Consider the following 22,060-nt stretch of genomic DNA (forward strand, 5'->3'; position numbering starts at 1 on the left):
TCATCCGTCCGCCTCCGAGAGGGAGGTCACCGTGAGGTTCACGGCCCTGCCGCGGGCGCCGATCACCGCGAGCGCGTCCTCGGGGCGCTCCACGTGCACGTGCACGCGCCACCGGTAGCCGTCCCCCGTCTCCGTCACCGCGCTCATGATCACGCTGGTGCCCACCTCGCTGAGCTCGTGGCGCAGTTCCGCGGCGTCGAGGGGGGACAGCTCCACGGTGCACATCACCTCCACGCCGCCGTGCACGGCGTGGGGGGCGTCGAGGCCTCCCTCCGCCCGTGCGGCGGCGGAGTCGATCAGCCGGTCCAGGGCCACCTCGTCGCCGGCGTCGTCCCCGCCCACCGTGCGGGCGAGCGCGTCGAAGACGACGAGCATGCCGAGCGCCCCGGCGTCGACCGTGCCGGTCTCGCGCAGGACCTCGAGCTGCTCGGGGGTGGCGAGGACGGCGGCGCGGGCGGCGGCGCTGACCCCGGCCAGGAAGTCCTTCAGCTGCTGGTTGGACCCGTCCTCCACGTCCTGCGGGACCGGGACGGCCGCGACCGCCTCCAGCACGGAAAGCATGGTGCCGGCCACCGGGTCCGAGAGCACGCTCCAGGCCCGCACGTGGCCGTTGTGCAGGGCCAGGCGCACGGACTCGGCGGTCATCCGCGTCTGGCCCTCGAGGGACTGGCCCACGGCGGTGAGGAACACCGAGAAGAGGGTCCCGGAGTTGCCGCGGGCCTCCTCCAGGGCGGCCTGCCCGGCGAGGGAGAGCAGCTCGCCCACGTCGCCGGTCTCCAGCACTCCGGCGGCCTCGGTCGCGGCGCGCACGGTGGCCGCCAGGTTCGTCCCGGTGTCGGAGTCCGCGACCGGGAAGACGTTGAGGGCGTTGAGCACGGGGCTGTGGCGCACGAGATCGCGGTGGGCCAGGTCGAGCCACCGCCGCATGACGGCCGCGTTCGATCCGATCCTATGGTTCAAAGTGATCCCATCCTTCACCGACCGGGTGCCCGAGGCCGAGGTGCGGCGCTCGTCCGTCGAGCAGCACCCGGGGGCGGGTGCGCCCGTGCCCCGGGGGCGCGGGCGCACACGAGCCTATCGCACGGAAGGGCCCGGGCAGGGGGACGCCCGGGGGAAACACCGCGAGCAGACCGTGGTCCTCGCCGCCGGCGAGCGCCCAGTCACGGGGGTCCGTCCCGAGCAGCCGGGCGGCCGGTTCCAGCGGCTCGGCCAGCGCGGCCAGGGCCGCGGCGTCGAGGTCCACCACGACGTCGCTGGCGGCCGCGATCCGGCCGGCGTCGCGCAGCAGCCCGTCGGAGAGGTCGATCATGGCCGTGGCGCCGGCGCGGGCGGCCGCGGGGCCGGCGGGCACGGGGGCGCACGGGCGCAGCTGCGCCTGCGCCAGCGCGTCGAGGAGCTCGTCCTGCCCGGGGCGGTAGCGGGGGTCCTCGAGCAGGGCGACGCCGGCGGCCGCGCGGCCGGTGCTCCCGGCCAGGGCCACCACGCCGCCCGCGCCCGCGCCGGCGCGGCGCACCGGTTCCCGGCCCTCGAGGTCACCGGTCACGGTCGCCGTGACCGACAGCTCCCGGCCGGCGCCCAGGTCCCCGCCGACCACGGCGCAGTCCTGGGCCCCCATGGCCTCGCAGCCGGCCGCGAGGCCGCGGGCGAAGTCCTGGGGCCAGGACACGGGAGTCTGCGGGGGCAGGGTCAGCGAGACGACGAGGGCCGAGGGCACGGCGCCCATCGCGGCGACGTCGGCGAGGTTCTGCGCCGCGCACTTGACCCCGGTGTCGTAGCCCGTGGTCACCACGCCGCTGGGCCAGGACAGGCGGAAGTCCTGGTCCTGGACCTGGGTGTCGGTGCTGATCACGTACCGGCCGTCCGGGGCCGCGAGCACGGCGCAGTCGTCACCGGGGCCCAGCAGCACGTGCTCGGCGGGCCGGGCGAGCAGCGGCAGCACGCGCGCGAGCAGCTCCGCCTCCGAGAGCTCCCCGACCGTCGGCACCGCCGCGGACGGGGCGCGGGGCAGGGGCGGGTCCGCTGGGGGTCGGCTCATGGCGCTCATCCTAACGACGGGCCCGGACGCGGGAACGGCGCCGGCCACGGATTACGCTGGGGGCATGCCCCTGCTCCCCCCGCCCCGCCCTGCCCGCGCCGTGCTGGCGGCGGGCGCCCTGGCCGCGGTCCTGACGGGGTGCACCCCCGCCGTCACCGTGGACCCCGCCGAGAACGCCACCGACCCCGGGTGCGCCCCGGCGATGCTCGCCGTGCCGGAGGTCGTCGGCGAGCACGAGCGGCGCGAGACCACGAGCCAGGCCACCACGGCCTACGGCGACCCCACGGCGGTGGTCGTGCGCTGCGGCGTGACGCCCCCCGGGCCGACCACGGATCCCTGCTCCTCCGTCAACGAGGTCGACTGGCTGGTCCGCCAGGACGACGAGGGGACCACGTGGACGGCCACCACGTACGGCCGCGACCCCGCGGTCGAGGTGGTCTTCGACAGCACCGCCGTGGCGTCCTCCACGCTGCTCGTGGAGCTGGGCCCCGCGGTGGAGCAGATCCCCGCCGACCGCCGGTGCCTCGACCTCGAGGACGCCGCCACGGGGCTGTGAGCGCGGGCCGGACGGTCGTCCTCACCGCACGACGCGGTGGCGCAGGAGGACGGCGCCGCCGGTGAAGCGGCGCTCCTCCAGCAGCTCGAGCTCCCGGCGGACGCCCTCGGGGAACAGCCGCGGGCCGCTGCCCACCAGCACCGGGACGACGTAGGTCCAGCACTCGTCCACGAGCCCCGCCCCGAAGGCGCGGGCCGCCGGCCTCGGCCCTGCCACGCTCACGTCGCGGTCCGCGGAGGCCACGAGCTCCCGGACGGCGGCGGAGTCGAAGCTGCGCTCCAGCCGGGTCCGCGGAGCCGTGGGCGGGTCGAGCGTCGTGGAGTACACCACCTTCTCGGCCGCCTGCCAGATGCCCGCGTACTCCCGCTCCGGGCCGGGCGGGCCCTCGCCCACGTCCTCCCAGTAGCGCATGACCTCGTGCATCCGGCGTCCGTACAGGTAGGTGCCCACGGAGCGCTCCTGGTCGTCGATGAACCGGTGCAGCTCCTCGTCGGGCCTGGCCCGGTCGAAGCGGCCGTCGGCGTCGGCGACCCGCCCGTCGAGCGACGCGATCATGGAGTGGAGCAGTCCGGCCACGTGTCACCTCCGGGATGGTTCCGCTCCGACTGTCTGCCCCCGCTCCCGCCCGCCGCAAGCACCGGCGCACTGTGACGGGCCGGCCGGCGCACCGGTTCCCCCGCGTGCTCACGGTCACTATCGTGGGAGCCCCGGCCCGGCCGGGGAACGTCCGCACGGACCACAGCGGTGCCCCGCAGGCACCCGTCGAGCACAGGAGGACGAGTCGTGACGACCGCACGAGAGATCATGACCCCCGGCGCGGAGTGCATCGGGGAGAACCAGAGCCTCGAGGAGGCCGCACGGAAGATGCGGGACCTCGACGTCGGGGCCCTGCCCATCTGCGGGGAGAACAACCGGCTCCAGGGCGTGCTCACCGACCGCGACATCGTGGTCCGGTGCCTGGCCATCGGCACCGACCCGCGCGCCGTGAAGGCCGGGCAGCTGGCCCAGGGGAAGCCGGTGACGATCGGTGCCGACGACAGCGTCGAGGCGGCCGTCGACACCATGCAGGCGCACCAGGTGCGCCGTCTGCCGGTGATCGACGGCCACGACCTCGTCGGGATGATCAGCCAGGCCGACATCGCACGCCACCTGCCCGAGGACCGCGTCGGGGAGCTCGTGGAGCTCATCTCCTTCGGCTGAAGGCCGCCCGGGACGCCCTCCGTGGCGTCCCGCGGCCTCGTCGGGACGGACGGTTGTGCCCGGGCCCGCCGGTCGGGCTACCATCGGGGCCTTCCCCGGCACGGGCCGCGGCGGAGCGGGAATAGCCCCGTCCGCCGCCGGGTTGTGGCGTGGACACCGCACCCACCGCACCATCCGCAGGAGGAGACCACCCGTGGCAACCGATTACGACGAGCCCCGCGTCAAGCCGGAGGACGAGCCCACCAACGAGTCGCTCGAGGTGATCCAGGCCCAGCGCAGCGCCACCACGCAGAGCCCCGCGATCGACGTCGACGACGCGGACACCGCCGAGGGCATCGACCTGCCCGGCGCGGACCTGTCCCAGGAGGAGCTGCTGATCCAGGTGGTGCCCGAGCAGGAGGACGAGTTCACCTGCATGTCCTGCTTCCTGGTCCGCCACCGCAGCCAGCTCGCCCGTGAGAAGGGCGGCGCGAAGTACTGCCTGGAGTGCGAGAGCTGATCTCCCCGCGGCACAGCGCGCTGCGCCGCCGCCCGGTGCCTGCGCCTCATGTCGTCACGTAGCTGTTCGCCCTTGCTAACAGTGTGATCCGGGCCATAGTTAAGAGCACAGCAGGTCTTCGGTCGGGGGTCCCGGCTCCGTCGAACGGGTCCACGTCCCGTCCGGGCCGAACGACGAGCAGCACGGCGTGTCCGTCGTGTCCGCGCGGGGGTGCGGAGGCGACACCGAGGGGCCCGTGCGGCGCGCTGGCGGTCCTGGGGTGGGCCCGGACCGACGACGGACGACAGGAGACGCATCGACATGACTGCTACGAGAAAGCTGGTGGTCGCCGGTTCCTCGACGACCGTGCTGGTGGGAAGCCTGTTGCTGGGCGCCCCGACCGCCGTCGCCGCACCGGCCGACGCCCTGCCGGTGGAGGCCGCACCGGTCGAGACTCCGCAGGACGCCGCCGTGCCGGTCGAGGCCCCGCAGGACGCCGCCGCTCCTGCCGTGGCGGTGCCGCCCGCCCCGGTCGAAGCACCGGAGCCCGCACCCACGGACCTTCCTGCCGCCGAGCCCGCAGCGGCCACCCGCCAGGTGGCCCCGCCCACACCCGCCGCGCCGGAGCCCGCACCGCTCGAGGTCCCCGTGCCGGAGCCCGCAGCCGCGGGTCTGCCCGCTGACGAGCCCGCAGCGGTCACCGCCCCGGTGGCCCCGCCCGCACCCGTCGTGCAGGAGGCCGCACCGCTCGGGGCCCCGGCGCCCGCAGCCGCGGGCCTCCCCGCCGCCGGTCCCGCGCCGGTCCCGGCCGCCGCCCCGGTGGCACCGCCTGCGGTGCCGGAGCTCGTGCCCGCGGGGGGCGCCAACTCGGGCCTGAACGTGGACACCTTCCTCACCGCGGCACCGCTGGAGCAGCCGGCCGGGGCCGGGGTGCTCACCGCGCTGCTCGCGGCGGCGGTGGCCCTTCCCGGTGCGCTCGCGCTCCGGGCCCGTCGGCTCGGGCGCACCCGCGGCTGAGCCGCGGCCCGTGCCGGTGCCGCCCGCGGGCGGCACCGGCACGGCGACCACCGCACGGGCGCCGGCAACGGGGCGGCGCGCAGCAGCACCCGACGAGCGGCGCACCGGGGACCGGGACACCGGAGGACAGGACAGCATGGCCACGAAGACCCTGCCGGCGCGGTCGCGCCGGGGACCGGGCGGACCCGGGGACCCGCTCGCCCGCCGCGCGGCCGTGGTGACGATCTGCGCCGCCGTGGCCTGGGTGGCGCTCATGAACCAGTGGTTCCTCGCCCAGGAGCTCTTCGGGCACAGTCCGCGGGCGGCGTCACCGCTGCACCTGAGCATCGACGCCGTGGGGTTCGAGGCGGACGTCCTGCCGTACCACCCGACGGACGACCAGCTCTCGGAGGCGTCCCTGGTGCCTCCGCAGACCTACAACGGCTACTGGCTCACTCCGTACGGGATGCCCGGCGCGGGCTCGGCGAACACCACCTACATCGCCGGGCACAGCTACGACCGGATCGAGCTGCCGTTCAACAGGCTGAGCGAGCCGGGGCTGGCCGGGGAGCGGCTCGAGGTGGAGACGGTCGACGGGACCCTCGACTACGTGGTCGACTCGGTCACGACCTACGAGAAGGACACGCTCAAGGACAGCGAGATCTGGCAGATCGTGCCCCACCGCATCGTGCTGATCAGCTGCTACACGCAGGACGCGGTCGGCAGGAACGTCGTGGTCACCGCCTCGCCGGCCCGGGCACCCTAGGGCGCCGCCGGCGCCGGCCGGCGGGCCGGGCTCAGCGCAGGCCCACCGGTCGGTCCATCGCCAGGCAGAGCAGCTCGTCGATCAGCCGGGGGTAGTCGAGCCCGGACTCCGCCCACATCCGCGGGTACATGGAGATCGGGGTGAAGCCGGGCATCGTGTTGACCTCGTTGATGAGGACGCGGCCCTCGGGGGTGTAGAAGAAGTCGGCGCGGCACAGCCCCTCGCCGTCGAGCGCCTCGAAGGCGGTCACGGCCCCGGCGCGGATCGCGTCGGCCGCCTCCTGGGGCAGGTCGGCGGGGCAGCTGAGCCTCGCGGAGGCCTGGGAGACGTACTTCGCCTCGAAGTCGTAGAACGCGTGCTCGTCGACGATCTCGATCTCCCCCGGCATCGAGGTGCGGGCGGGGTCGGCGCCGCGGCCCTGGAGCACGGCGCACTCGATCTCCCGGCCCACGATCCCGGCCTCGACCACGAGCTTGCGGTCGTGCTCGCGGGCGGCCGCGATCGCGGCGTCGAGCCCCTCGGGCCCGTCCACCTTGGTGATCCCGAACGAGGACCCGGCCCGGGCCGGCTTCACGAACACGGGGAAGCCGAGGGCGGCGATCCGCTCGCGCACGCCCGCGGGGTCGACCGCCCACTGGCGGTCGGTCACCACGGTGTAGGGCCCCACCTCCATGCCGGCGGCCTCGAAGGCGAGCTTCATGAAGTGCTTGTCCATGCCCACCGCGGAGGCGGTCACCCCGCAGCCGACGTAGCGCAGGTCCGCGAGCTCGAGCAGGCCCTGGAGGGTGCCGTCCTCGCCGAAGGGACCGTGCAGCAGGGGCAGGACGACGTCGATGTGCCGGTCGCGGGTCACGGTCTCGCCGCGGGGACCGGCCTGGCGCACGATGAGCTCGCTCTCCCCGACCTTCAGCGGCAGGCTCACGAGCTCCTCCCCCACGGGCAGCTCGGCGATGGGGTTCTCGTCGAGCAGCCGCTCCAGCTCCTCCTGCGGGCAGAGGAACCACTCGCCGGTGGTGGAGATCCCGACGGTCACGACGTCCCACTTCTCCCGGTCGATGGCGCGCAGGACCCCGCGCGCCGTGATGAGGGAGATCGAGTGCTCGCTGGAGCGCCCGCCGAAGAGCACGGCGACGCAGGGGCGGGGGGTCATGGGGCGGTCCCTTCGGATTTGATCTCGCGGCCCAGCAGCAGCGGGGCCAGGTCGTCGACGGTGATGTCCTCGCGCAGGATGGCCGAGACGGCCTCGGTGATGGGCATGTCGACGCCGTGGCGGCGGGCCAGGGCGAGCACGGCCGGGGCGGACCTGATGCCCTCGGCGGTCTGGGTCATCTCCTCCTGCACCTCGGCGAGGGTCTTGCCCAGCCCCAGGAGCCGGCCCGCCGTGCGGTTGCGGGACAGCGGCGAGGAGCAGGTGGCCACGAGGTCGCCCATGCCGGCGAGGCCGGAGAGCGTCTCGAGCCGGCCGCCCAGGGCCAGGGCGAGGCGGGTGGTCTCGGCGAGCCCGCGGGTGATGATGGAGGCCTTGGAGTTCTCCCCGAAGTGGCGGCCGTCGGCGATGCCCACGGACAGGGCGATGACGTTCTTGACCACGCCGCCGATCTCGGTGCCCACCACGTCGGTGTTGGTGTAGGGGCGGAAGTAGCGGGTCCGGCAGGAGTGCGCCACCCAGCTGGCGAGCTCCGTGGTGGGGGCCGCGACGACGGAGGCGGTGGGCTGCTCCTCGGCGATCTCCATGGCCAGGTTCGGCCCGGAGAGCACACAGGTGCGCTCCCGCCAGTGCTCGGGTCCGCGGCCCGTGGCCCGGCCGAGCTCCTCGGCGACCACCTCGCTCATCCGCAGCCCGCTGTCCCGCTCGAGGCCCTTGGCGAGGGAGAGCACCACGGTGTCCGCCCCGAGGTGCTCGGCGACGGCGGCCAGCTGGGAGCGCAGGAACTGGGCGGGCACGGCGAGCACCACGAGCCCGGCCCCGCGCACGGCGGCGGCGAGGTCCCCGGTGACCTCCAGGCGCTCGGGCAGCCGGATGCCGGGCACGTAGCGGTCGTTGACGTGGGTGCGGGCCACGTGGCCCATCGCGGCCGCGTCGCGCCCCCAGAGGACGACGGTGCGCGCGGACGGCTCGTGCCGGGCGTGCGCGTCGGCCCGGGCGCTGTCGGCCAGGACCTTGGCGAAGGTGGTGCCCCACGACCCGGCGCCGAGCACGGCGATCTTCCGGGGGCCCTCGGCCGGACGGGTCCCGGCGGGCTCGGGGTCGGCGGACGGCGTCACAGGCGGCCTCCTCGGCGGCGGTCCCACAGGGCGGGCGGGGCCTCGGCGCCGCGCAGCGCCGCGAGCTCGCGGGTCAGGGCGTGCATGATCGCGTCGGTGGCGTCCTCGAGCCGGGCGGCGTGGCGCCCCGCGGGGTGGGCGAGGCCCGGGGCGTCGTCGCGCCACGGCGTGAGGTCCACGGGCCGGCCGATCCGCACGCGCACGTCCTTGCGCGGGAAGAGGCTGACGGCGAGCCGCCCGGAGGACGGCGCGCGGTCCAGGACCTCCTGGTCCCCCCAGTGCGCCAGGGGGACGACCGGGGCTCCGGTGGCCAGGGCCAGCCGGGCGGCGCCCGTGTGCCCGGTCATCGGCCACCGGTCGGGGTCGTGGGTGAGCGTTCCCTCGGGGTAGATCACCACCGCGCCGCCGGAGGCCAGCTCCGCCCGGGCGGCCGTGAGCGCCGCCCCGGCGTCGGCCGAGCCGCGCAGCACGGGCACCTGGCCGGTGGCCCGGAGCACCGGACCGACCACGGGCGCGCGGAACAGCGGTTCCTTGGCCAGGAACCGGGGCATGATCCCGTTGTCGTAGAGCGTGATGGCGACGGTCAGCGGGTCGAGTTCGGTGAGGTGGTTGGGCACCACGATGAACCCGCCCTCGGCGGGGAGGTGCTCCGCCCCGGTCCAGCGCAGCCGGGCCACGAGCCGGTAGGCCGGCTTGACGAGCCCCGCCAGTACGCGGAACAGGCCGCGGTTCGAGATGCGGCTCACCGGCGGGCCCGGCTCACTCGCCGTCGAGCTCGAACGACGCCCCGAGCCCCGTCAGCTTGTCGGTGAAGTGCTCGTAGCCGCGCTTGATCAGCTCGACCCCGGTCACGTGGGAGACCCCGTCGGCCGCGAGGGCGGCGATCAGGTGGGAGAAGCCGCCGCGCAGGTCGGGGATGTTGATCTCGGCGGCCCGCAGCGGGGTCGGCCCGGAGATCACGGCCGAGTGGACGAAGTTGCGCTGGCCGAACCGGCACGGCACGGAGCCCAGGCACTCGCGGTGCAGCTGGATCGTGGCGCCCATCCGGTTGAGGGCCCCGGTGAAGCCGAAGCGGTTCTCGTACACCGTCTCGTGGACGATGGACACGCCCTTGGCCTGGGTCAGGGCGACCACGAGCGGCTGCTGCCAGTCGGTCATGAAGCCGGGGTGGACGTCCGTCTCGACGATCAGCGGGTTGAGGTCACCGCCGGGGTGGTAGAAGCGGATGCCGTCCTCGGTGATGTCCAGGCCCCCGCCGATCTTCCGGAAGGTGTTGAGGAAGGTCATCATGTCGGCCTGCCGGGCCCCGGCCACGAAGATGTCGCCGCCGGTGGCGAGCGCGGCCGAGCCCCAGGAGGCCGTCTCGATCCGGTCGGGCATGGCCCGGTGCCGGTAGCCGGTGAGCTCGGGGACGCCCTCGATGCGGATCACGCGGTCGGTCTGGACCGTGATGATCGCGCCCATCTTCTGCAGGATCGCGATCAGGTCCATGATCTCGGGCTCGGTGGCCGCGCCCCGCAGCTCGGTGTGGCCGTCGGCCCGGGTGGCGGTGAGCAGCACCTGCTCGGTGGCGCCGACCGAGGGGTAGGGCAGCTCGACCTTGGCGCCGTGCAGCCCGTGCGGGGCGCTCATCCGGATGCCGGACTCGAGCTTCTCGACCCGGGCCCCGAAGTGGCGCAGCACGTCCAGGTGGTAGTTGATGGGCCGGTCGCCGATCTTGCAGCCACCGAGGTCGGGGATGAACGCCTCGCCGATGGCGTGCAGGAGGGGTCCGCACAGCAGGATCGGGATCCGGGAGTCCCCCGCGTGGGCGTCGATGTCGGCGTGCCGCGCCGTGGTGACGTTGGACGGGTCCAGGGAGAGCCGGCCGTCCTCACGCCCCACCTCGACCCCGTGCAGGGACAGCAGGTTGGTGACGACCTGGACGTCCTTGATCTCGGGCACGTTCGCCAGGACGGACGGCGTGGACCCCAGGAGGGCCGCCACCATGGCCTTGGGGACGAGGTTCTTGGCACCTCGCACGGTGACCTGGCCGGACAGGGGAACTCCGCCCGTGATGTGCAGTGCGCTGCTCATGAACTTCCGATCTGCTGTTGCCGGACCACTCCCGAGCGGGAGCGGCACCCGTACAGTGTAGGTTCCCCGGCGAGGCGCACCGCACAGGCGGTGTCGTGCGTGTCCGGGACAGCGTCCGGCCCGGCGGGCCGTGGGGGCTCCGCCGGGCCGGAAGAGGGATGCCGGGACGTCAGGTGCGGGCGGGCAGCGTCGTGGGCTTGAACGCGGGGCGGCGGGCCTCGTAGGCGGTGATGTCCTCCTCGCGCTGGAGGGTCAGCCCGATGTCGTCCAGGCCCTCCATGAGCCGCCAGCGGGTGTAGTCGTCGATCCGGAAGGGCACGGTCACCGTGTCGCACGTCACGGTGCGGGCCTCGAGGTCGACCTCGATCTCGGTCCCGGGCCGCTCCTCGAGCAGCTTCCACAGCAGCTCGACGTCGGACTGCTCCACCTGCGCGGCCACCAGGCCCTGCTTGCCGGAGTTGCCGCGGAAGATGTCCGCGAAGCGCGAGGAGATGACCACGGCGAACCCGTAGTCGCGCAGCGCCCACACGGCGTGCTCGCGCGAGGAGCCGGTGCCGAAGTCGGGCCCGGCCACGAGCACGGAGCCGTGCCGGTAGGGCTCCTGGTTGAGCACGAAGTCCTCGTTCTTGCGCCAGCCGGCGAACAGGGCGTCGTCGAAACCGGTCTTGGTGATCCGCTTGAGGTAGACGGCGGGGATGATCTGGTCGGTGTCCACGTTGGACTGCTTCAGCGGGACGCCGACGCCCCGGTGCGTGCTGATCTTCTCCATGGGAGGGCCTTCCTGGGCTGCGGGACGGGGGCTCACGCGCCGGCCGGCGCGAGGCCGGTCGGGGCGGTGGCGGGCTCGAGGTCGGACGGGGAGGACAGGGTGCCGCGCACCGCGGTGGCGGCGGCCACGACGGGCGAGACCAGGTGGGTGCGCCCGCCCTTGCCCTGCCGGCCCTCGAAGTTGCGGTTCGACGTCGAGGCGCACCGCTCCCCCGGGGCCAGCTGGTCCGGGTTCATGCCCAGGCACATCGAGCAGCCCGCGAAGCGCCAGTCGGCGCCGAACTGCTTGAACACCTGGTCCAGGCCCTCGGCCTCGGCCTGCAGCCGCACCTTCGCGGAGCCGGGCACCACCATCATCCGCACGCCGGCGGCCTTGCTGCGGCCCTTGACGATGTCGGCCGCGGCCCGCAGGTCCTCGATCCGGGAGTTGGTGCAGGAGCCCAGGAACACGGTGTCCACCGGGATCTCCTTCATGGGGGTGCCGGCGGTGAGACCCATGTACTCCAGGGCCCGGAGGGCGTTGGCCTTGTCGTTCTCGTCCCCGACGTCCTCGGGGTCGGGGACGGCCTGGGACAGCGGGACGCCCTGGCCGGGGTTGGTTCCCCAGGTGACGAACGGCTCGAGCTCGTCGGCGTCGAGGAACACCTCGGCGTCGAAGACGGCGTCCTCGTCGGTGCGCAGCGTGCGCCAGTACTCCACGGCGGCGTCCCAGTCGGCGCCCTCGGGGGCGTGGGGGCGGCCCTGGACGTACTCGAAGGTCGTCTCGTCCGGGGCGATCATGCCCGCGCGCGCTCCGGCCTCGATGGACATGTTGCAGATGGTCATCCGGGCCTCCATGGACAGCGACCGGATGGCCGAGCCCCGGTACTCCAGGACGTAGCCCTGCCCGCCGCCGGTGCCGATCTTGGCGATGACGGCCAGGATGATGTCCTTCGCGGAGACGCCCGGGCGCAGCGTGCCCTCGACGGTGATCGCCATGGTCCGGAACGGCGCCAGCGGCAGCGTCTGGGTCGCCATGACGTGCTCGACCTCGGAGGTGCCGATGCCGAAGGCCAGGGCGCCGAACGCGCCGTGGGTCGAGGTGTGGGAGTCGCCGCAGACCACGGTCATCCCCGGCTGGGTGAGTCCCAGCTGGGGGCCCACCACGTGCACGATGCCCTGCTCGGCGTCGCCGAGCGGGTGCAGGCGCACGCCGAACTCGGCGCAGTTGGCCCGCAGCGTCTCGATCTGCTTGCGGGAGGTGTCGTCGGCGATGCGGGAGAAGATGTCCTGCGTGGGGGTGTTGTGGTCCTCGGTGGCGATGGTGAGGTCCGGCCGGCGCAGGGGCCGGTCCGCCAGCCGCAGCCCCTCGAAGGCCTGCGGCGAGGTCACCTCGTGCAGCAGGTGCAGGTCGATGTAGAGCAGGTCCGGCCGGCCGTCCTCGCCCTGGCGCACGAGGTGGTCCGCCCAGACCTTCTCGGCCAGGGTGCGCCCGCCCGCGCGCCCGGAGGCCGGGGCGGGAGTCGTGGAGGGGGTGGAGGACTGGTAGTCCGGCATGGCGGATCCTTCCGTGCTGCCTGTGCGAGGTCGTTCCACCATGGTCGCGGGCGGGATTCGGAGGTGGCCAGCTCTGCGGCTTGCTTCTCACATTCTGAGACGCCAATATCAGAGCATGGACACATCAGGACACATGGACCCGTCGGGCGCCCCCCTGGGCACGCCGCTCGGGGGGCAGGGCACCGGCGAGGCCCTGCTGCTGAGCTCCTCCGCGTCCCCCAGCGGGGTGGGGGTCGTGGACAAGGCCTCGATGATCCTCGACGCCCTCGAGGCCGGCCCGGCGTCCCTGGCGCAGCTCGTGAGCGCCACCGGTCTCGCCCGGCCCACCGTGCACCGGCTGGCCGTGGCGCTCGCCCACCACAGGTTCGTGGGCCGGGACATCCAGGGCCGCTTCGTCCTGGGGTCCCGGCTCGTGGAGCTGGCCTCCGCGGCCGGCGAGGACCGGCTGATCGCCGCCGCGGGCCCCGTGCTCGTGAACCTGCGGGACGCCACCGGGGAGTCGGCGCAGATCTTCCGCCGGCAGGGCGACTGGCGCGTGTGCGTGGCCTCCGCCGAGCGGCCGATCGGGCTGCGGGACACGATCCCCGTGGGCACGCAGCTGTCGATGAAGGCCGGCTCGGCCGCGCAGGTGCTGGTCGCGTGGGAGGACCACGACCGGCTGCTCGAGGGCCTGCGCCACGCGCGGTTCTCCGCCACGGTGCTGGCCGGGGTGCGGCGCCGGGGCTGGGCCCAGTCGCTGGGCGAGCGGGAACCGGGCATCGCCTCGGTCTCCGCCCCCGTGCGGGGCCCGTCGGGGCGCGTGATCGCGGCGGTGTCGATCTCCGGGCCGATCGAGCGGCTCACCCGCCAGCCCGGGCGCCTGCACGCGGAGGTCGTGGTGCAGGCCGCCCGCCAGCTCACCGAGGCGGTGCGGGCCACCGTCCAGTAGCACCGTGCGCCGGCCGGCGGGGCTCAGCCGCGCAGCACGGCGAGCGCCTCCCGGAAGGCGGCGAAGGTCCCGAGCTCCGCCCGCACGGGCTCGACGACGGTGCGCCGCCCGGCCTCGCCCACCGACGCCCGCAGCTTCCGCCGCACGGTGCGCTCGCGCAGCCGGGCGCCGAAGCCGGCGAGGATCCGGCCGGTCAGGGCGAGGAAGAGCCCCGCCACCACCCCGGCGAGCACGAGCAGCGTGGGCACGGGCAGCGGGAACCCCTCGACGTAGGGCGGCGGGGGCACCGGGACCTGGAACCACTCGAGCAGGAACAGCACCAGCAGCCAGACGAGGCCGCCCACCACGGCGAGCATCGCGATCCACTGCAGCACGTCGAAGACGAACCACCACCAGGAGCTCCTCCGCGCCCGGAAGTCGGTGCCGGCGATGGCCTGGTCGATCGCGTCCGGCAGCCGGGTCTCGTGGGCGCGGGCGGCCTGGCGCACCGACCGGGTCCACGGCTCGGCGGCGCCCGCCGCGGCGTCGTGGGCGAAGGTGCGCACCGCGGAGTCGGCGGCCGCGCGCTGGGCCGCGCCCATCGGCGGCAGCGACGTCCGGTTCACCTCCGGGTTCACGGAGTCCCCGCGGTCCAGGTTGAGCCGCCGCATCGGGTCCTTGCGGAACTTCAGCAGCCACCGGGTGGCGATCCACCCGGTGTGCCCGGTGGCGTGCAGGGCGTAGGACCTCCCGGCGGCGCGGGCGATGCCGGGCACGTTGGCGGCCTGGGCCAGGCCGTCGGTGAGCCTCTCCTGCGCCTGCTCCGTGATCCCGGCGGGCTCGCCCTCGCCGGAGGCCCGCGCGAGCCGTTCGGCGGCGTCGGTGACGTCGGCGTCGAGGCGCGCCCCGGCCGCCGCCTTCGAGTCCGCCACCTGGCGGATCCGGGAGCGCAGCGCCTCGACGCCCTCCCCCGTCACCGCGGAGACGGCCACGGGCTTCGACAGCCCGGTGGTGGGCAGCCCGTCCTGGGCCACGAGCTCGGCGAGGGACGCCATCACGGCGGGAACCTCGGCGGCGGGCAGCCGGTCCACCTGGTTCATCACGACCATGGTGACCGCGCCGTGCCGGGCGAGCGGGGCGATGAACTCCTGGTGGATGATCGCGTCCGCGTACTTCTGCGGGTCCACGACCCACACCACCACGTCGACCATCCCGACCAGCCGCTGCACGACCGTGCGGTGGTGCAGGCTGACCGAGTCGAAGTCCGGCAGGTCCAGCAGGATGAGACCGCCCGGTGCCTCGGGGGCCGGCCCGCCCGCGATCCGCTCCCTGACGCGGCTCCACCGCCCGGTGTCCTCCTGCCCGGTGGGCAGGGGCGTGTCGACCCGGTGGCGCTGGGAGACGTCCAGCCAGTCCAGCAGGGCCTCGCTGCCGGGCTCCCCCCAGACCGCGGCCAGCGGCTCGGAGGTGGTGGGCCGGCGGGCGGCGGCGCGGGCGATGTCGCGGCCCACCACGGCGTTGAACAGCGTGGACTTCCCGGAGCCGGTGGCCCCGAAGAAGCCCACCACGGTGTGGTCGGCGGACAGCGAACGGCGCTCGGCGGCGCGGTCGAGCACGGTGCGGGACACCGTCACGGCCTCGTCGTCCAGCCGCCCCTCGGCGAGGTCCGTGGCGCGGGCGAGCGCGGACAGCCGCTCGGACAGGGTCGGGGACGGTCGGCGGGAGGGGCTCACCGGTCCTCTCCCAGGGCCCGGCCGGCGGCGCGGATGCGCTCGGCCACGGCCTTCAGCTCGTTCGCCTCCGGGTGCCCGTCCAGGACGTCGAGGCGCCGCAGGAACACGCCCGCCTGCTCGTCCAGCAGGGTGTGGATGCGGGACTCGAGGTTCCGGCGGGCCTCCTCGGCCATCCGCCGCACGGCGTCCTCGCCGAACACGGCCTCGAGCAGCTTGGTGCCCACCACGCCGGAGCCGCCGGCGATGCCGACCTCCAGGCCGGTCAGCCCGCCCGTCATGGAGAACACGCCGATCATCAGCACGACGGTCAGCGCGTTGACGCCGAGCGACATGGCCCGCGCCTTCGTGCGCTTGTCCGCGCCCTCGCGCTGGATCAGCTCCATGAGGTCGCCCTGCCAGGCCCGGACCTGCGCGGCCGCGCGCTCCCGGAAGTCCGGGGGCAGGGAGCCCAGGTCGGAGCCGCCCAGCAGCACCCGGCCGGCCGTCTCGTCCTGCCAGCGGCGCTCCGCGGTCTCGGACGCGCGGGCGGCCTCCTCGACGATGACGGTCTGCAGGCCGGTCTCGATGGCCTCCTCGACCTGGACCTCGGGGGCCGGCTTGCCGCTGAAGAAGGCGGTGAGACGGTCCCGCGCCCGTCCGATGCCGGCCTCGAGGCTGCGGAAGAACTCGCCGGTGCCCACGAAGTCCTGCCAGCGGGCGAGGACCTCGCCGCGCAGCAGGGTGCCGTCCCGGGTCGAGTCGATGACGGCGGCCAGCGCCTCCTCGAAGGCCCGGTCCACGTCGTGGCGCAGCTGCGCCTCGACCCGCTGCTGGGAGAGCACGGCGTCGCCGGCGGCGTCGGTGCGCTCGGCGATGGAGCGCACCGCGCCACCGAGGGTCCGCCGGGCGATCTCCGAGCGCGAGGCCGCGTCGCGCCCGAGCTCGGCGAGGAAGTCCGTGACCGGGTCGACGACGGAGGGCGGGAGCATGCCGGTCTCGTTGAGCGGCGACTCCGGGACCACGAACACCGGGGCCTCGCCGAGTCCCTGGCCGTCGAGCATCCGGCGGAGGTCCTCCTCGATCTCGGCCTCGAGCCCCGGCGGGACTCGGTCGAGGACCACGGCCACGGTGATGTCCCGCGCGGCGGCCTCCACGAGCAGCCGCCACGGGACGGCGTCCGCGTAGCGGTTGGCGGTCGTGACGAACAGCCAGAGGTCGGCGGCGGCGAGCAGCTGACCGGCGAGCCGGCGGTTCTCGTCGGAGATCGAGTCGACGTCCGGGGCGTCGAGCAGGGCGACGCCCTCGGGGATGCGCGGCTCGGCCAGGAGCACGAGGGCCTGGCCGTCCGCGGTGCCCGGCAGCGCGGACGGGGACGCGGTGTCCGCGGCGGTCGAGCCCGGCGGGGTGACCTTCCGCGCGTGGATGCGGCTCAGGTGCGGGAGCACCCGCTGCGTCGAGAACGCCTCCGCGTCGCGCGGGTGGTGCACCAGGATGGGCTGGCGGGTGGTCGGGCGGATCGCCCCGGCGCGGGTCACGGGGTGGCCCACGAGCGCGTTGACCAGGGTGGACTTGCCGGCGCCCGTCGATCCGCCGACCACCGCGAGCAGCGGGGCGTCGAGGGAGCGCACCCGGGGCAGGACGTAGTCGTCCAGCTGGGCGACCGCCCGGTCGATGTCCTCCCGCTCGTGCAGCACGTTGGTCGTGGACAGCGGGAGGCTCGACTCCGAGAGCAGCCCCCGCGCGTCCTCGAGGGCCCTGAGGATCTCTGTCTGATCGGTCACCCGCTCATTGTGCCAGTCAGTGTGCTGTGCATCTACGGGCGCCCCGCCGGTCCGCGGGCCCCCACTCCGGGCGCACGTCAAGGCCTTCGTGCTCCGCGCGACCGGGGTGCCCCGGGGCCTGGTCCCCGGGACCGGTCAGCGGCTCGACTCCCGCAGGTGGTCCGCCGCGTAGGCGGCGAAGGTCTCCTCGGGGGTCTCCTCCGCGGAGACGAAGTCCTCCCGCAGCTTCAGCCCGAGCTGCTCCAGGGCCAGGCCCAGGCGGCGGGCGCTCCGGCGCACCTGCGGGTGGGGCGACGCCACGGCGCGGTCGCGCAGCTCGAGCGCGTAGGGCAGGTGGTGGGCCAGGGAGAGGTCCGGGTCCTCCTCCTGGAAGTAGTAGGTCTCGCCGTGCTGGGTGAAGTCGATCCGGGCCTTGGCCACCTCGGCGGCCAGCCCGTCCAGCACCCGGGCCGCCGTGACGGGGTGCTCCTCCACGATCCCGTCCGCGTAGTCGACCTCGGCGAGGAACTTCAGTTCGAGCGCCAGGGAGCGGCGGCGGGACAGGGGCGGATAGATCTGGGTGAACCAGGTCAGGGCCGCCGTGAGCAGGGCGAACCCGGTCAGCGCCTCGAGCGGGGTGGCCAGCCGGATCCAGGGGTTGGTGGCCACGACGTCCCCGAAGCCCAGCGTCGCGAGCGTCACCAGCGAGATGTAGAGGGCGCCGACGACGTCGGGGTAGTCGGCCGGGTCCACCCCGGGCGAGTACGTGAAGCCGCCGGGGACGTGCGGCAGGTAGACCAGCGCCCAGCCCACCCCCTGCAGGAGCACCCACAGGACGACCACCGTGATCATCGACCCCGGGCCCACGGCGGAGCCGAAGCGGTGCCCGGTGCGCCGGGAGATCCACCAGATGCCCGCCTGCACCCGGCCCCCGAGGGCGCCCGTGCCGCTGGGGTGCAACAGGCTGTGGTACATGTCCCAGAGGCCCACCAGGACGATCGCGATCCCCAGCAGCGTCGTCAGCACGTCCACGTCGTGGCTCCGTTCCCGCTCGCGCTCCGCTTCCTCCGTGACCCTACCCGGTGGCACCGGTGGGCGCCCGTTCTTGCCCCGAGGACCATCAGCAGGGTTACGGTAGGCACGCACGGCCCGGAGCGGCGCCGCGCCTCCCCCGACGCCCGCGGAAGGACGCCCATGGACATCGACCTGGTGCTGGCCCTCTTCGCCGGTGCCGTCCTGCTGATCTCGGCCTTCTCGTCCCTGCTGCAGCGGATCAGCCTCCCCGGCCCCCTGCTCGCCCTGGCGTTCGGCGCGCTGATCGGCCCGCTCGCGCTGGACCTCGTCCGGATCGAGGACTTCGGCCTGCCACCGGGCACGCTGCTCGAGCAGGCCGCGCGGATCACCCTGGCGGTCGGGCTGGCCGGGGTCGCCCTGCGGCTGCCGCACGGCTACTGGCGGCGCGACGTCCGCTGGATCACCGTCATCATCGGCCTCGGCATGGCGCTGATGCTCGCCGTGGCCGCCGGCGTCCTGTGGGCGGCGCTCGGGGTGCCGTTCCTGCTGGCGCTGCTGCTCGGGGCGGTCCTCACCCCCACCGATCCGGTGGTCACGACCCCCATCGTCACGGGGTCCCTGGCCGAGGAGAAGGTCCCCGAGCGGGTCCGGCACAACCTCTCGGCCGAGAGCGGGCTCAACGACGGACTGGCCTATCTCTTCGTCCTCCTGCCGGTGCTGCTGCTGACGGCACCGGACCGGGCCTGGCACGAGCTGCTGACCAGGGTCCTGCTGTGGGAGGTGCTCGGCGCCGCCGTCTTCGGGTCGCTGACCGGCTTCCTGCTGGGCAAGCTCTTCGTCCTCGTCCGCCGGCACGGGCTCATGGAGGAGAGCTCCTACCTGGCGTTCGTCGTGCCGCTGGCCCTCGGGGTGCTCGGGACCGGCAAGCTGCTGGGCACCGACGCCCTGCTGGCCGTCTTCGTCGGCGTCGCCGTCTTCGGCCAGGTGATCCCCCAGCGCGACGAGGCGCAGGAGGACAAGGTCCAGGACGCCGTCGCCCGGCTGTTCCTGTTGCCGGTCTTCGTGCTGCTCGGCACGGCCCTGCCGGTCGCGGAGTGGGCGCGGCTGGGCTGGGTGGCCCCCGTGGTCGTCGCCGCCGCGCTGCTGCTCCGCCGGCTGGTCGCCCTGTGGGCGCTGCGGCCGCTGCTGCGGGGCGTGCACGACCGGTCCGAGACGTTCTTCCTGAGCTGGTTCGGGCCCATCGGCGTCTCCGCCCTGTTCTACGCGACCCTCGCGGAGCGGCACACCGGCAACCACGAGATCTTCGTCCACACCACCCTGGCCGTCACCCTGTCGGTGCTGGTCCACGGACTGTCCACGGCCCCGCTGAGCGCCTGGCTCCAGCACCGGGAGCCGGAACGGAAACAACAGGAGGAGACCATCCCATGAGCGAGTCCCGCACCGTCCCCGTCGCCCGCCCGGGAGGTGGTCGCCGTGTGGTTTGACGGCTGGCCCCAGATCGTGCGCATCATCCTGGTCGGCGCGGCGGCCTACGCCGCGCTCGTCGTGTGCCTCCGGGTCTCCGGCAAGCGCACGCTCGCGCAGCTCAACGTCTTCGACTTCATCGTGACGGTGGCCCTCGGCTCCACCCTCGCGACCGTCTTCCTGAGCACCGACGTCTCCTGGGCGGAGGGCTTCACCGCGTTCGCCCTGCTGGCCGGGCTGCAGATGCTGGTGGCCTGGATCTCGACCCGGTGGCCCCGGGCGCGGGGGATCTTCACCTCGCAGCCCGCGCTGCTGCTCGCGGACGGCGAGATCCGCCACGAGGCCCTGCACCGGAACCGGCTCACCGAGTCGGAGCTGCGCCAGGCGGTGCGGATGCAGGGCACCGGTGACCTCTCCCAGGTCCGGGCGGTCGTGCTCGAGACCAACGGCAAGCTCAGCGTCATCACGTCGAGCAAGTACGGCGACGGGTCCGCGCTCGAGGACATCCGCGGGATCGAGGCCCTGGGCGAGGACGAGCGGCGGGAGCCCGCGTGACCGAGGGTCCGGGCATCGGGCCGAGCGCGCGGTGGGCCCCGGGCCGGGAGGTCAGGAAGCCGCGCGGACCCGGGCGAGGGCGTCGACGGCGCGGATGAAGCCCAGGTGGCTGAAGGCCTGGGGGAAGTTCCCCGCCAGCCGTCCGCTGACGGGGTCGTACTCCTCGCCGAACAGGCCCAGGTCGTTGGCGTAGCCCGTGAGCTGGTCCAGCAGGGCGCCGGCGTCCTCGGTGCGGCCGCTGCAGGCGTACTGCTCCACGAGCCAGAACGTGCAGATCAGGAAGGGGTACTCGTCCCCCTCCAGACCGTCCAGCCCGGCCCCGGTCCGGTACCGGTGCAGCAGCCCGTGCTCGTCCTGCAGATCGTTCTCGATCCGGGCCACGGTCCCCAGCATCCGCGGGTCGTCGTAGGCCACGAGCCCCGTGTGCGGCAGCTGCAGCAGGGAGGCGTCCACCTCGGTGCTCTCGTAGGTCTGGGTGAAGGAGTCGAGCTCCTCGTCGAACCCACGCGCCATGATCTCCTCGTGGAGCCGCGCCCGCAGCGTCCGCCACTGCGCCACGGGTCCGTCGAACCCGTGCTCCTCGACCGCGCGGATGCCCTGGTCGAAGGCCGCCCACATCATGGCCCGCCCGTGCACGAAGAACGCCGGCTCACCGCGCATCTCCCAGATCCCGTGCCCGCGCCGGTCGTAGTTGTCCTCGCAGAAGCGCAGCAGGTTCTTCTGCAGCCCCCAGGAGAACTCGTCCTCCTCGATCCCGGCGTCACGCAGGGCGGCCAGGGCGAGCATGACCTCCCCCACCACGTCGGCCTGGTACTGGCCCACGGCCCCGTTGCCGACCCGCACCGGGGTGGAGCCCTCGTAGCCGGCGAGGTGGCCGAGCTCGGACTCGTCGAGCTGGCGCTCCCCGGCCACTCCGTACATGATCTGCAGGTCGTCGGGGTGCCCGGCCACGGCCCGCAGCAGCCAGTCGCGCCACAGCAGGGCCCCGTCGGTGAAGTCGTGGGCGACGAGCGTCTCGATGGTCAGGGCGGCGTCCCGCAGCCACGTGTACCGGTAGTCCCAGTTGCGCATCCCGCCGAACTCCTCGGGCAGGGAGGTCGTGGGCGCGGCCACGATGCCTCCGGTGTCGCTGTTGGTCAGCGCCCGCAGCACCAGCAGCGAGCGCAGCACGGTCCGGCCGTGCTCCTGCTCCGCGTCCACGCGGGCGGACCACTGCCTCCAGTACTCCAGGGTGCGGTCGAGGGCTTCCTGCGGGTCCTCCGGGGTGGGCGGGTACTGGTGGGACAGGTGCCACGTCAGCACCCAGTCCAGCGATTCGCCCGCGGACAGCGGGAACACCCCGCTGAGCCGGTCGGCGACCGCCCCCTGGTAGTCGTCGGGGTGCCCCTTCGGGGAGGCCTCGTGGCGCTCCTCCATCCCGGCCTGCGGCTTGTGCTGCTGCGCGTCGTGGGGGTGCAGCAGCGGGCCGGCCAGCAGCAGCCCGTCCGGGCCCGCCACCGACAGCAGGCCGTGGCGGGCGGTCCCCTCCGGCTCGACGCGCCGGGTCCAGGGCTTGGCCCGGTTGTAGTCGAAGCGGATCCGCAGGTCGTGCTCGACCTCCACCTGCCCCTGGGTGCACTCGACCCGCCGGATCAGATCGGCCTGGTCGCTGCCCGGAGGCAGGAAGTCGGTCACCACGAGCGTGCCGGTGGGGGTGCGCCAGGTCGTCTCGAGCACGAACGTGCGCGGCAGGTACCGGCGGTGCGCGACCTCGCCGTCCACGGCGGAGATCCTCCACCGGCCGTCCTCCGGGGTGCCGAGCAGGGCGGCGAACACCGACGGGGAGTCGAAGCGCGGGAAGCACAGCCAGTCGACGCTGCCGTCCCGCGACACCAGCGGGCCGGTGTGCAGGTCCGACAGCAGGGCGTAGTCCTCCAGCGGTGTGGATGCGTGCTCGGCGGCCCGGTCTCCCATGGCCCCATTCAACCAGTCG

21 protein-coding genes are annotated in these 22,060 nt (G+C 74.2%); 8 read left to right on the plus strand and 13 right to left on the minus strand.

What is annotated here, in order from left to right; translation table 11 throughout:
* A complete protein-coding gene (locus RE027_RS00845) occupies positions 1 to 960 on the minus strand; it encodes a DAK2 domain-containing protein (RefSeq protein WP_368806340.1) in 960 nt (319 codons plus the stop codon).
* Positions 950 to 2,035, minus strand: a complete 1,086-nt coding sequence (gene thiL, locus RE027_RS00850) for a thiamine-phosphate kinase (RefSeq protein WP_368806341.1) — start codon at positions 2,033 to 2,035, stop codon at positions 950 to 952. The genes RE027_RS00845 and thiL overlap by 11 nt, the downstream gene beginning before the upstream one ends.
* 64 nt (positions 2,036 to 2,099) lie before the next feature.
* Here thiL and RE027_RS00855 point away from each other — a divergent pair, with 64 nt between their 5' ends.
* On the plus strand, positions 2,100 to 2,591 hold the full coding sequence (locus RE027_RS00855; protein ID WP_368806342.1) for a DUF3515 family protein: 492 nt from the start codon (positions 2,100 to 2,102) through the stop codon (positions 2,589 to 2,591).
* 21 nt (positions 2,592 to 2,612) lie between these two features.
* On the opposite strand, the gene RE027_RS00860 is transcribed toward RE027_RS00855, so the two are convergent.
* A complete protein-coding gene (locus tag RE027_RS00860; RefSeq protein WP_368806343.1) occupies positions 2,613 to 3,167 on the minus strand; it encodes a dihydrofolate reductase family protein in 555 nt (184 codons plus the stop codon).
* Between the two features lie 207 nt (positions 3,168 to 3,374).
* Between RE027_RS00860 and RE027_RS00865 the strand changes: the two genes are divergently transcribed.
* The 4 genes from RE027_RS00865 to RE027_RS00880 all read left to right on the plus strand — a co-directional run bounded on the left by RE027_RS00865 (position 3,375) and on the right by RE027_RS00880 (position 6,031).
* Entirely contained in the window at positions 3,375 to 3,791 is a 417-nt protein-coding gene (locus tag RE027_RS00865) for a CBS domain-containing protein (protein ID WP_368806344.1), read from the plus strand.
* A 193-nt stretch (positions 3,792 to 3,984) separates the two neighbouring features.
* Positions 3,985 to 4,290 carry a DUF4193 domain-containing protein gene (locus RE027_RS00870; RefSeq protein ID WP_368806345.1) on the plus strand — a complete coding sequence of 102 codons (306 nt, stop codon included), beginning with the start codon at positions 3,985 to 3,987 and terminating at the stop codon, positions 4,288 to 4,290.
* A gap of 300 nt (positions 4,291 to 4,590) precedes the next feature.
* Complete coding sequence (locus RE027_RS00875) at positions 4,591 to 5,286, plus strand: hypothetical protein (protein ID WP_368806346.1); 696 nt, start codon at positions 4,591 to 4,593, stop codon at positions 5,284 to 5,286.
* A 136-nt stretch (positions 5,287 to 5,422) separates the two neighbouring features.
* Positions 5,423 to 6,031 carry a class F sortase gene (locus RE027_RS00880; RefSeq protein ID WP_368806347.1) on the plus strand — a complete coding sequence of 203 codons (609 nt, stop codon included), beginning with the start codon at positions 5,423 to 5,425 and terminating at the stop codon, positions 6,029 to 6,031.
* Between the two features lie 31 nt (positions 6,032 to 6,062).
* On the opposite strand, the gene RE027_RS00885 is transcribed toward RE027_RS00880, so the two are convergent.
* The 6 genes from RE027_RS00885 to leuC form a co-directional block, all read right to left on the minus strand.
* Positions 6,063 to 7,181: a D-alanine--D-alanine ligase family protein gene (locus RE027_RS00885; protein ID WP_368806348.1), complete on the minus strand. Its 1,119-nt coding sequence runs from the start codon at positions 7,179 to 7,181 to the stop codon at positions 6,063 to 6,065.
* Positions 7,178 to 8,296, minus strand: a complete 1,119-nt coding sequence (locus tag RE027_RS00890; RefSeq protein WP_368806349.1) for an NAD(P)H-dependent glycerol-3-phosphate dehydrogenase — start codon at positions 8,294 to 8,296, stop codon at positions 7,178 to 7,180. Before RE027_RS00890 ends, RE027_RS00885 begins: the two co-directional genes overlap by 4 nt.
* A complete protein-coding gene (locus RE027_RS00895; RefSeq protein WP_368806350.1) occupies positions 8,293 to 9,042 on the minus strand; it encodes a lysophospholipid acyltransferase family protein in 750 nt (249 codons plus the stop codon). Before RE027_RS00895 ends, RE027_RS00890 begins: the two co-directional genes overlap by 4 nt.
* A gap of 13 nt (positions 9,043 to 9,055) precedes the next feature.
* Positions 9,056 to 10,372, minus strand: a complete 1,317-nt coding sequence (gene murA / locus RE027_RS00900) for a UDP-N-acetylglucosamine 1-carboxyvinyltransferase (protein WP_368806351.1) — start codon at positions 10,370 to 10,372, stop codon at positions 9,056 to 9,058.
* Between the two features lie 169 nt (positions 10,373 to 10,541).
* Positions 10,542 to 11,141, minus strand: coding sequence for a 3-isopropylmalate dehydratase small subunit (leuD, locus tag RE027_RS00905; RefSeq protein ID WP_368806352.1), 600 nt, complete (start codon positions 11,139 to 11,141; stop codon positions 10,542 to 10,544).
* A 32-nt stretch (positions 11,142 to 11,173) separates the two neighbouring features.
* Complete coding sequence (leuC, locus tag RE027_RS00910; RefSeq protein ID WP_368806353.1) at positions 11,174 to 12,676, minus strand: 3-isopropylmalate dehydratase large subunit; 1,503 nt, start codon at positions 12,674 to 12,676, stop codon at positions 11,174 to 11,176.
* 115 nt (positions 12,677 to 12,791) lie between these two features.
* On the opposite strand from leuC, the gene RE027_RS00915 reads away from it, so the two are divergent.
* Positions 12,792 to 13,604, plus strand: coding sequence for an IclR family transcriptional regulator (locus RE027_RS00915; RefSeq protein WP_368806354.1), 813 nt, complete (start codon positions 12,792 to 12,794; stop codon positions 13,602 to 13,604).
* Between the two features lie 23 nt (positions 13,605 to 13,627).
* Here the strand turns inward: RE027_RS00915 and RE027_RS00920 are convergent, their stop codons facing one another.
* From RE027_RS00920 to RE027_RS00930, 3 genes are all read right to left on the minus strand, one after another.
* A complete protein-coding gene (locus RE027_RS00920; RefSeq protein WP_368806355.1) occupies positions 13,628 to 15,316 on the minus strand; it encodes a dynamin family protein in 1,689 nt (562 codons plus the stop codon).
* On the minus strand, positions 15,313 to 17,076 hold the full coding sequence (locus RE027_RS00925; protein WP_368806356.1) for a dynamin family protein: 1,764 nt from the start codon (positions 17,074 to 17,076) through the stop codon (positions 15,313 to 15,315). The genes RE027_RS00920 and RE027_RS00925 overlap by 4 nt, the downstream gene beginning before the upstream one ends.
* A gap of 135 nt (positions 17,077 to 17,211) precedes the next feature.
* Entirely contained in the window at positions 17,212 to 18,087 is an 876-nt protein-coding gene (locus RE027_RS00930; protein ID WP_368806357.1) for a potassium channel family protein, read from the minus strand.
* A gap of 162 nt (positions 18,088 to 18,249) precedes the next feature.
* On the opposite strand from RE027_RS00930, the gene RE027_RS00935 reads away from it, so the two are divergent.
* Both RE027_RS00935 and RE027_RS00940 read left to right on the plus strand, forming a co-directional pair.
* Positions 18,250 to 19,497, plus strand: coding sequence for a cation:proton antiporter domain-containing protein (locus tag RE027_RS00935; protein ID WP_368806358.1), 1,248 nt, complete (start codon positions 18,250 to 18,252; stop codon positions 19,495 to 19,497).
* Positions 19,498 to 19,542: 45 nt separating this feature from the next.
* Complete coding sequence (locus RE027_RS00940; RefSeq protein ID WP_368806359.1) at positions 19,543 to 20,088, plus strand: DUF421 domain-containing protein; 546 nt, start codon at positions 19,543 to 19,545, stop codon at positions 20,086 to 20,088.
* 51 nt (positions 20,089 to 20,139) lie between these two features.
* Here RE027_RS00940 and RE027_RS00945 read toward each other — a convergent pair whose 3' ends face one another.
* Positions 20,140 to 22,041 carry a glycoside hydrolase family 15 protein gene (locus RE027_RS00945; RefSeq protein ID WP_368806360.1) on the minus strand — a complete coding sequence of 634 codons (1,902 nt, stop codon included), beginning with the start codon at positions 22,039 to 22,041 and terminating at the stop codon, positions 20,140 to 20,142.
* Positions 22,042 to 22,060 lie beyond the last annotated feature (19 nt).

The organism is Kocuria sabuli (genome assembly GCF_040981185.1).
GTDB lineage: Bacteria > Actinomycetota > Actinomycetes > Actinomycetales > Micrococcaceae > Kocuria > Kocuria sabuli.

Bases quoted from the DNA above. Each gene is read 5' to 3' on its own strand.
- RE027_RS00915 (WP_368806354.1), top strand. From the start codon at position 12,792: ATGGACACATCAGGACACATGGACCCGTCGGGCGCCCCCCTGGGCACG.
- RE027_RS00935 (WP_368806358.1), top strand. From the start codon at position 18,250: ATGGACATCGACCTGGTGCTGGCCCTCTTCGCCGGTGCCGTCCTGCTG.
- RE027_RS00855 (WP_368806342.1), top strand. From the start codon at position 2,100: ATGCCCCTGCTCCCCCCGCCCCGCCCTGCCCGCGCCGTGCTGGCGGCG.
- leuC (WP_368806353.1), bottom strand. From the start codon at position 12,676: ATGCCGGACTACCAGTCCTCCACCCCCTCCACGACTCCCGCCCCGGCC.
- RE027_RS00880 (WP_368806347.1), top strand. From the start codon at position 5,423: ATGGCCACGAAGACCCTGCCGGCGCGGTCGCGCCGGGGACCGGGCGGA.
- RE027_RS00945 (WP_368806360.1), bottom strand. From the start codon at position 22,041: ATGGGAGACCGGGCCGCCGAGCACGCATCCACACCGCTGGAGGACTAC.
- RE027_RS00875 (WP_368806346.1), top strand. From the start codon at position 4,591: ATGACTGCTACGAGAAAGCTGGTGGTCGCCGGTTCCTCGACGACCGTG.
- thiL (WP_368806341.1), bottom strand. From the start codon at position 2,035: ATGAGCCGACCCCCAGCGGACCCGCCCCTGCCCCGCGCCCCGTCCGCG.
- leuD (WP_368806352.1), bottom strand. From the start codon at position 11,141: ATGGAGAAGATCAGCACGCACCGGGGCGTCGGCGTCCCGCTGAAGCAG.
- RE027_RS00885 (WP_368806348.1), bottom strand. From the start codon at position 7,181: ATGACCCCCCGCCCCTGCGTCGCCGTGCTCTTCGGCGGGCGCTCCAGC.
- murA (WP_368806351.1), bottom strand. From the start codon at position 10,372: ATGAGCAGCGCACTGCACATCACGGGCGGAGTTCCCCTGTCCGGCCAG.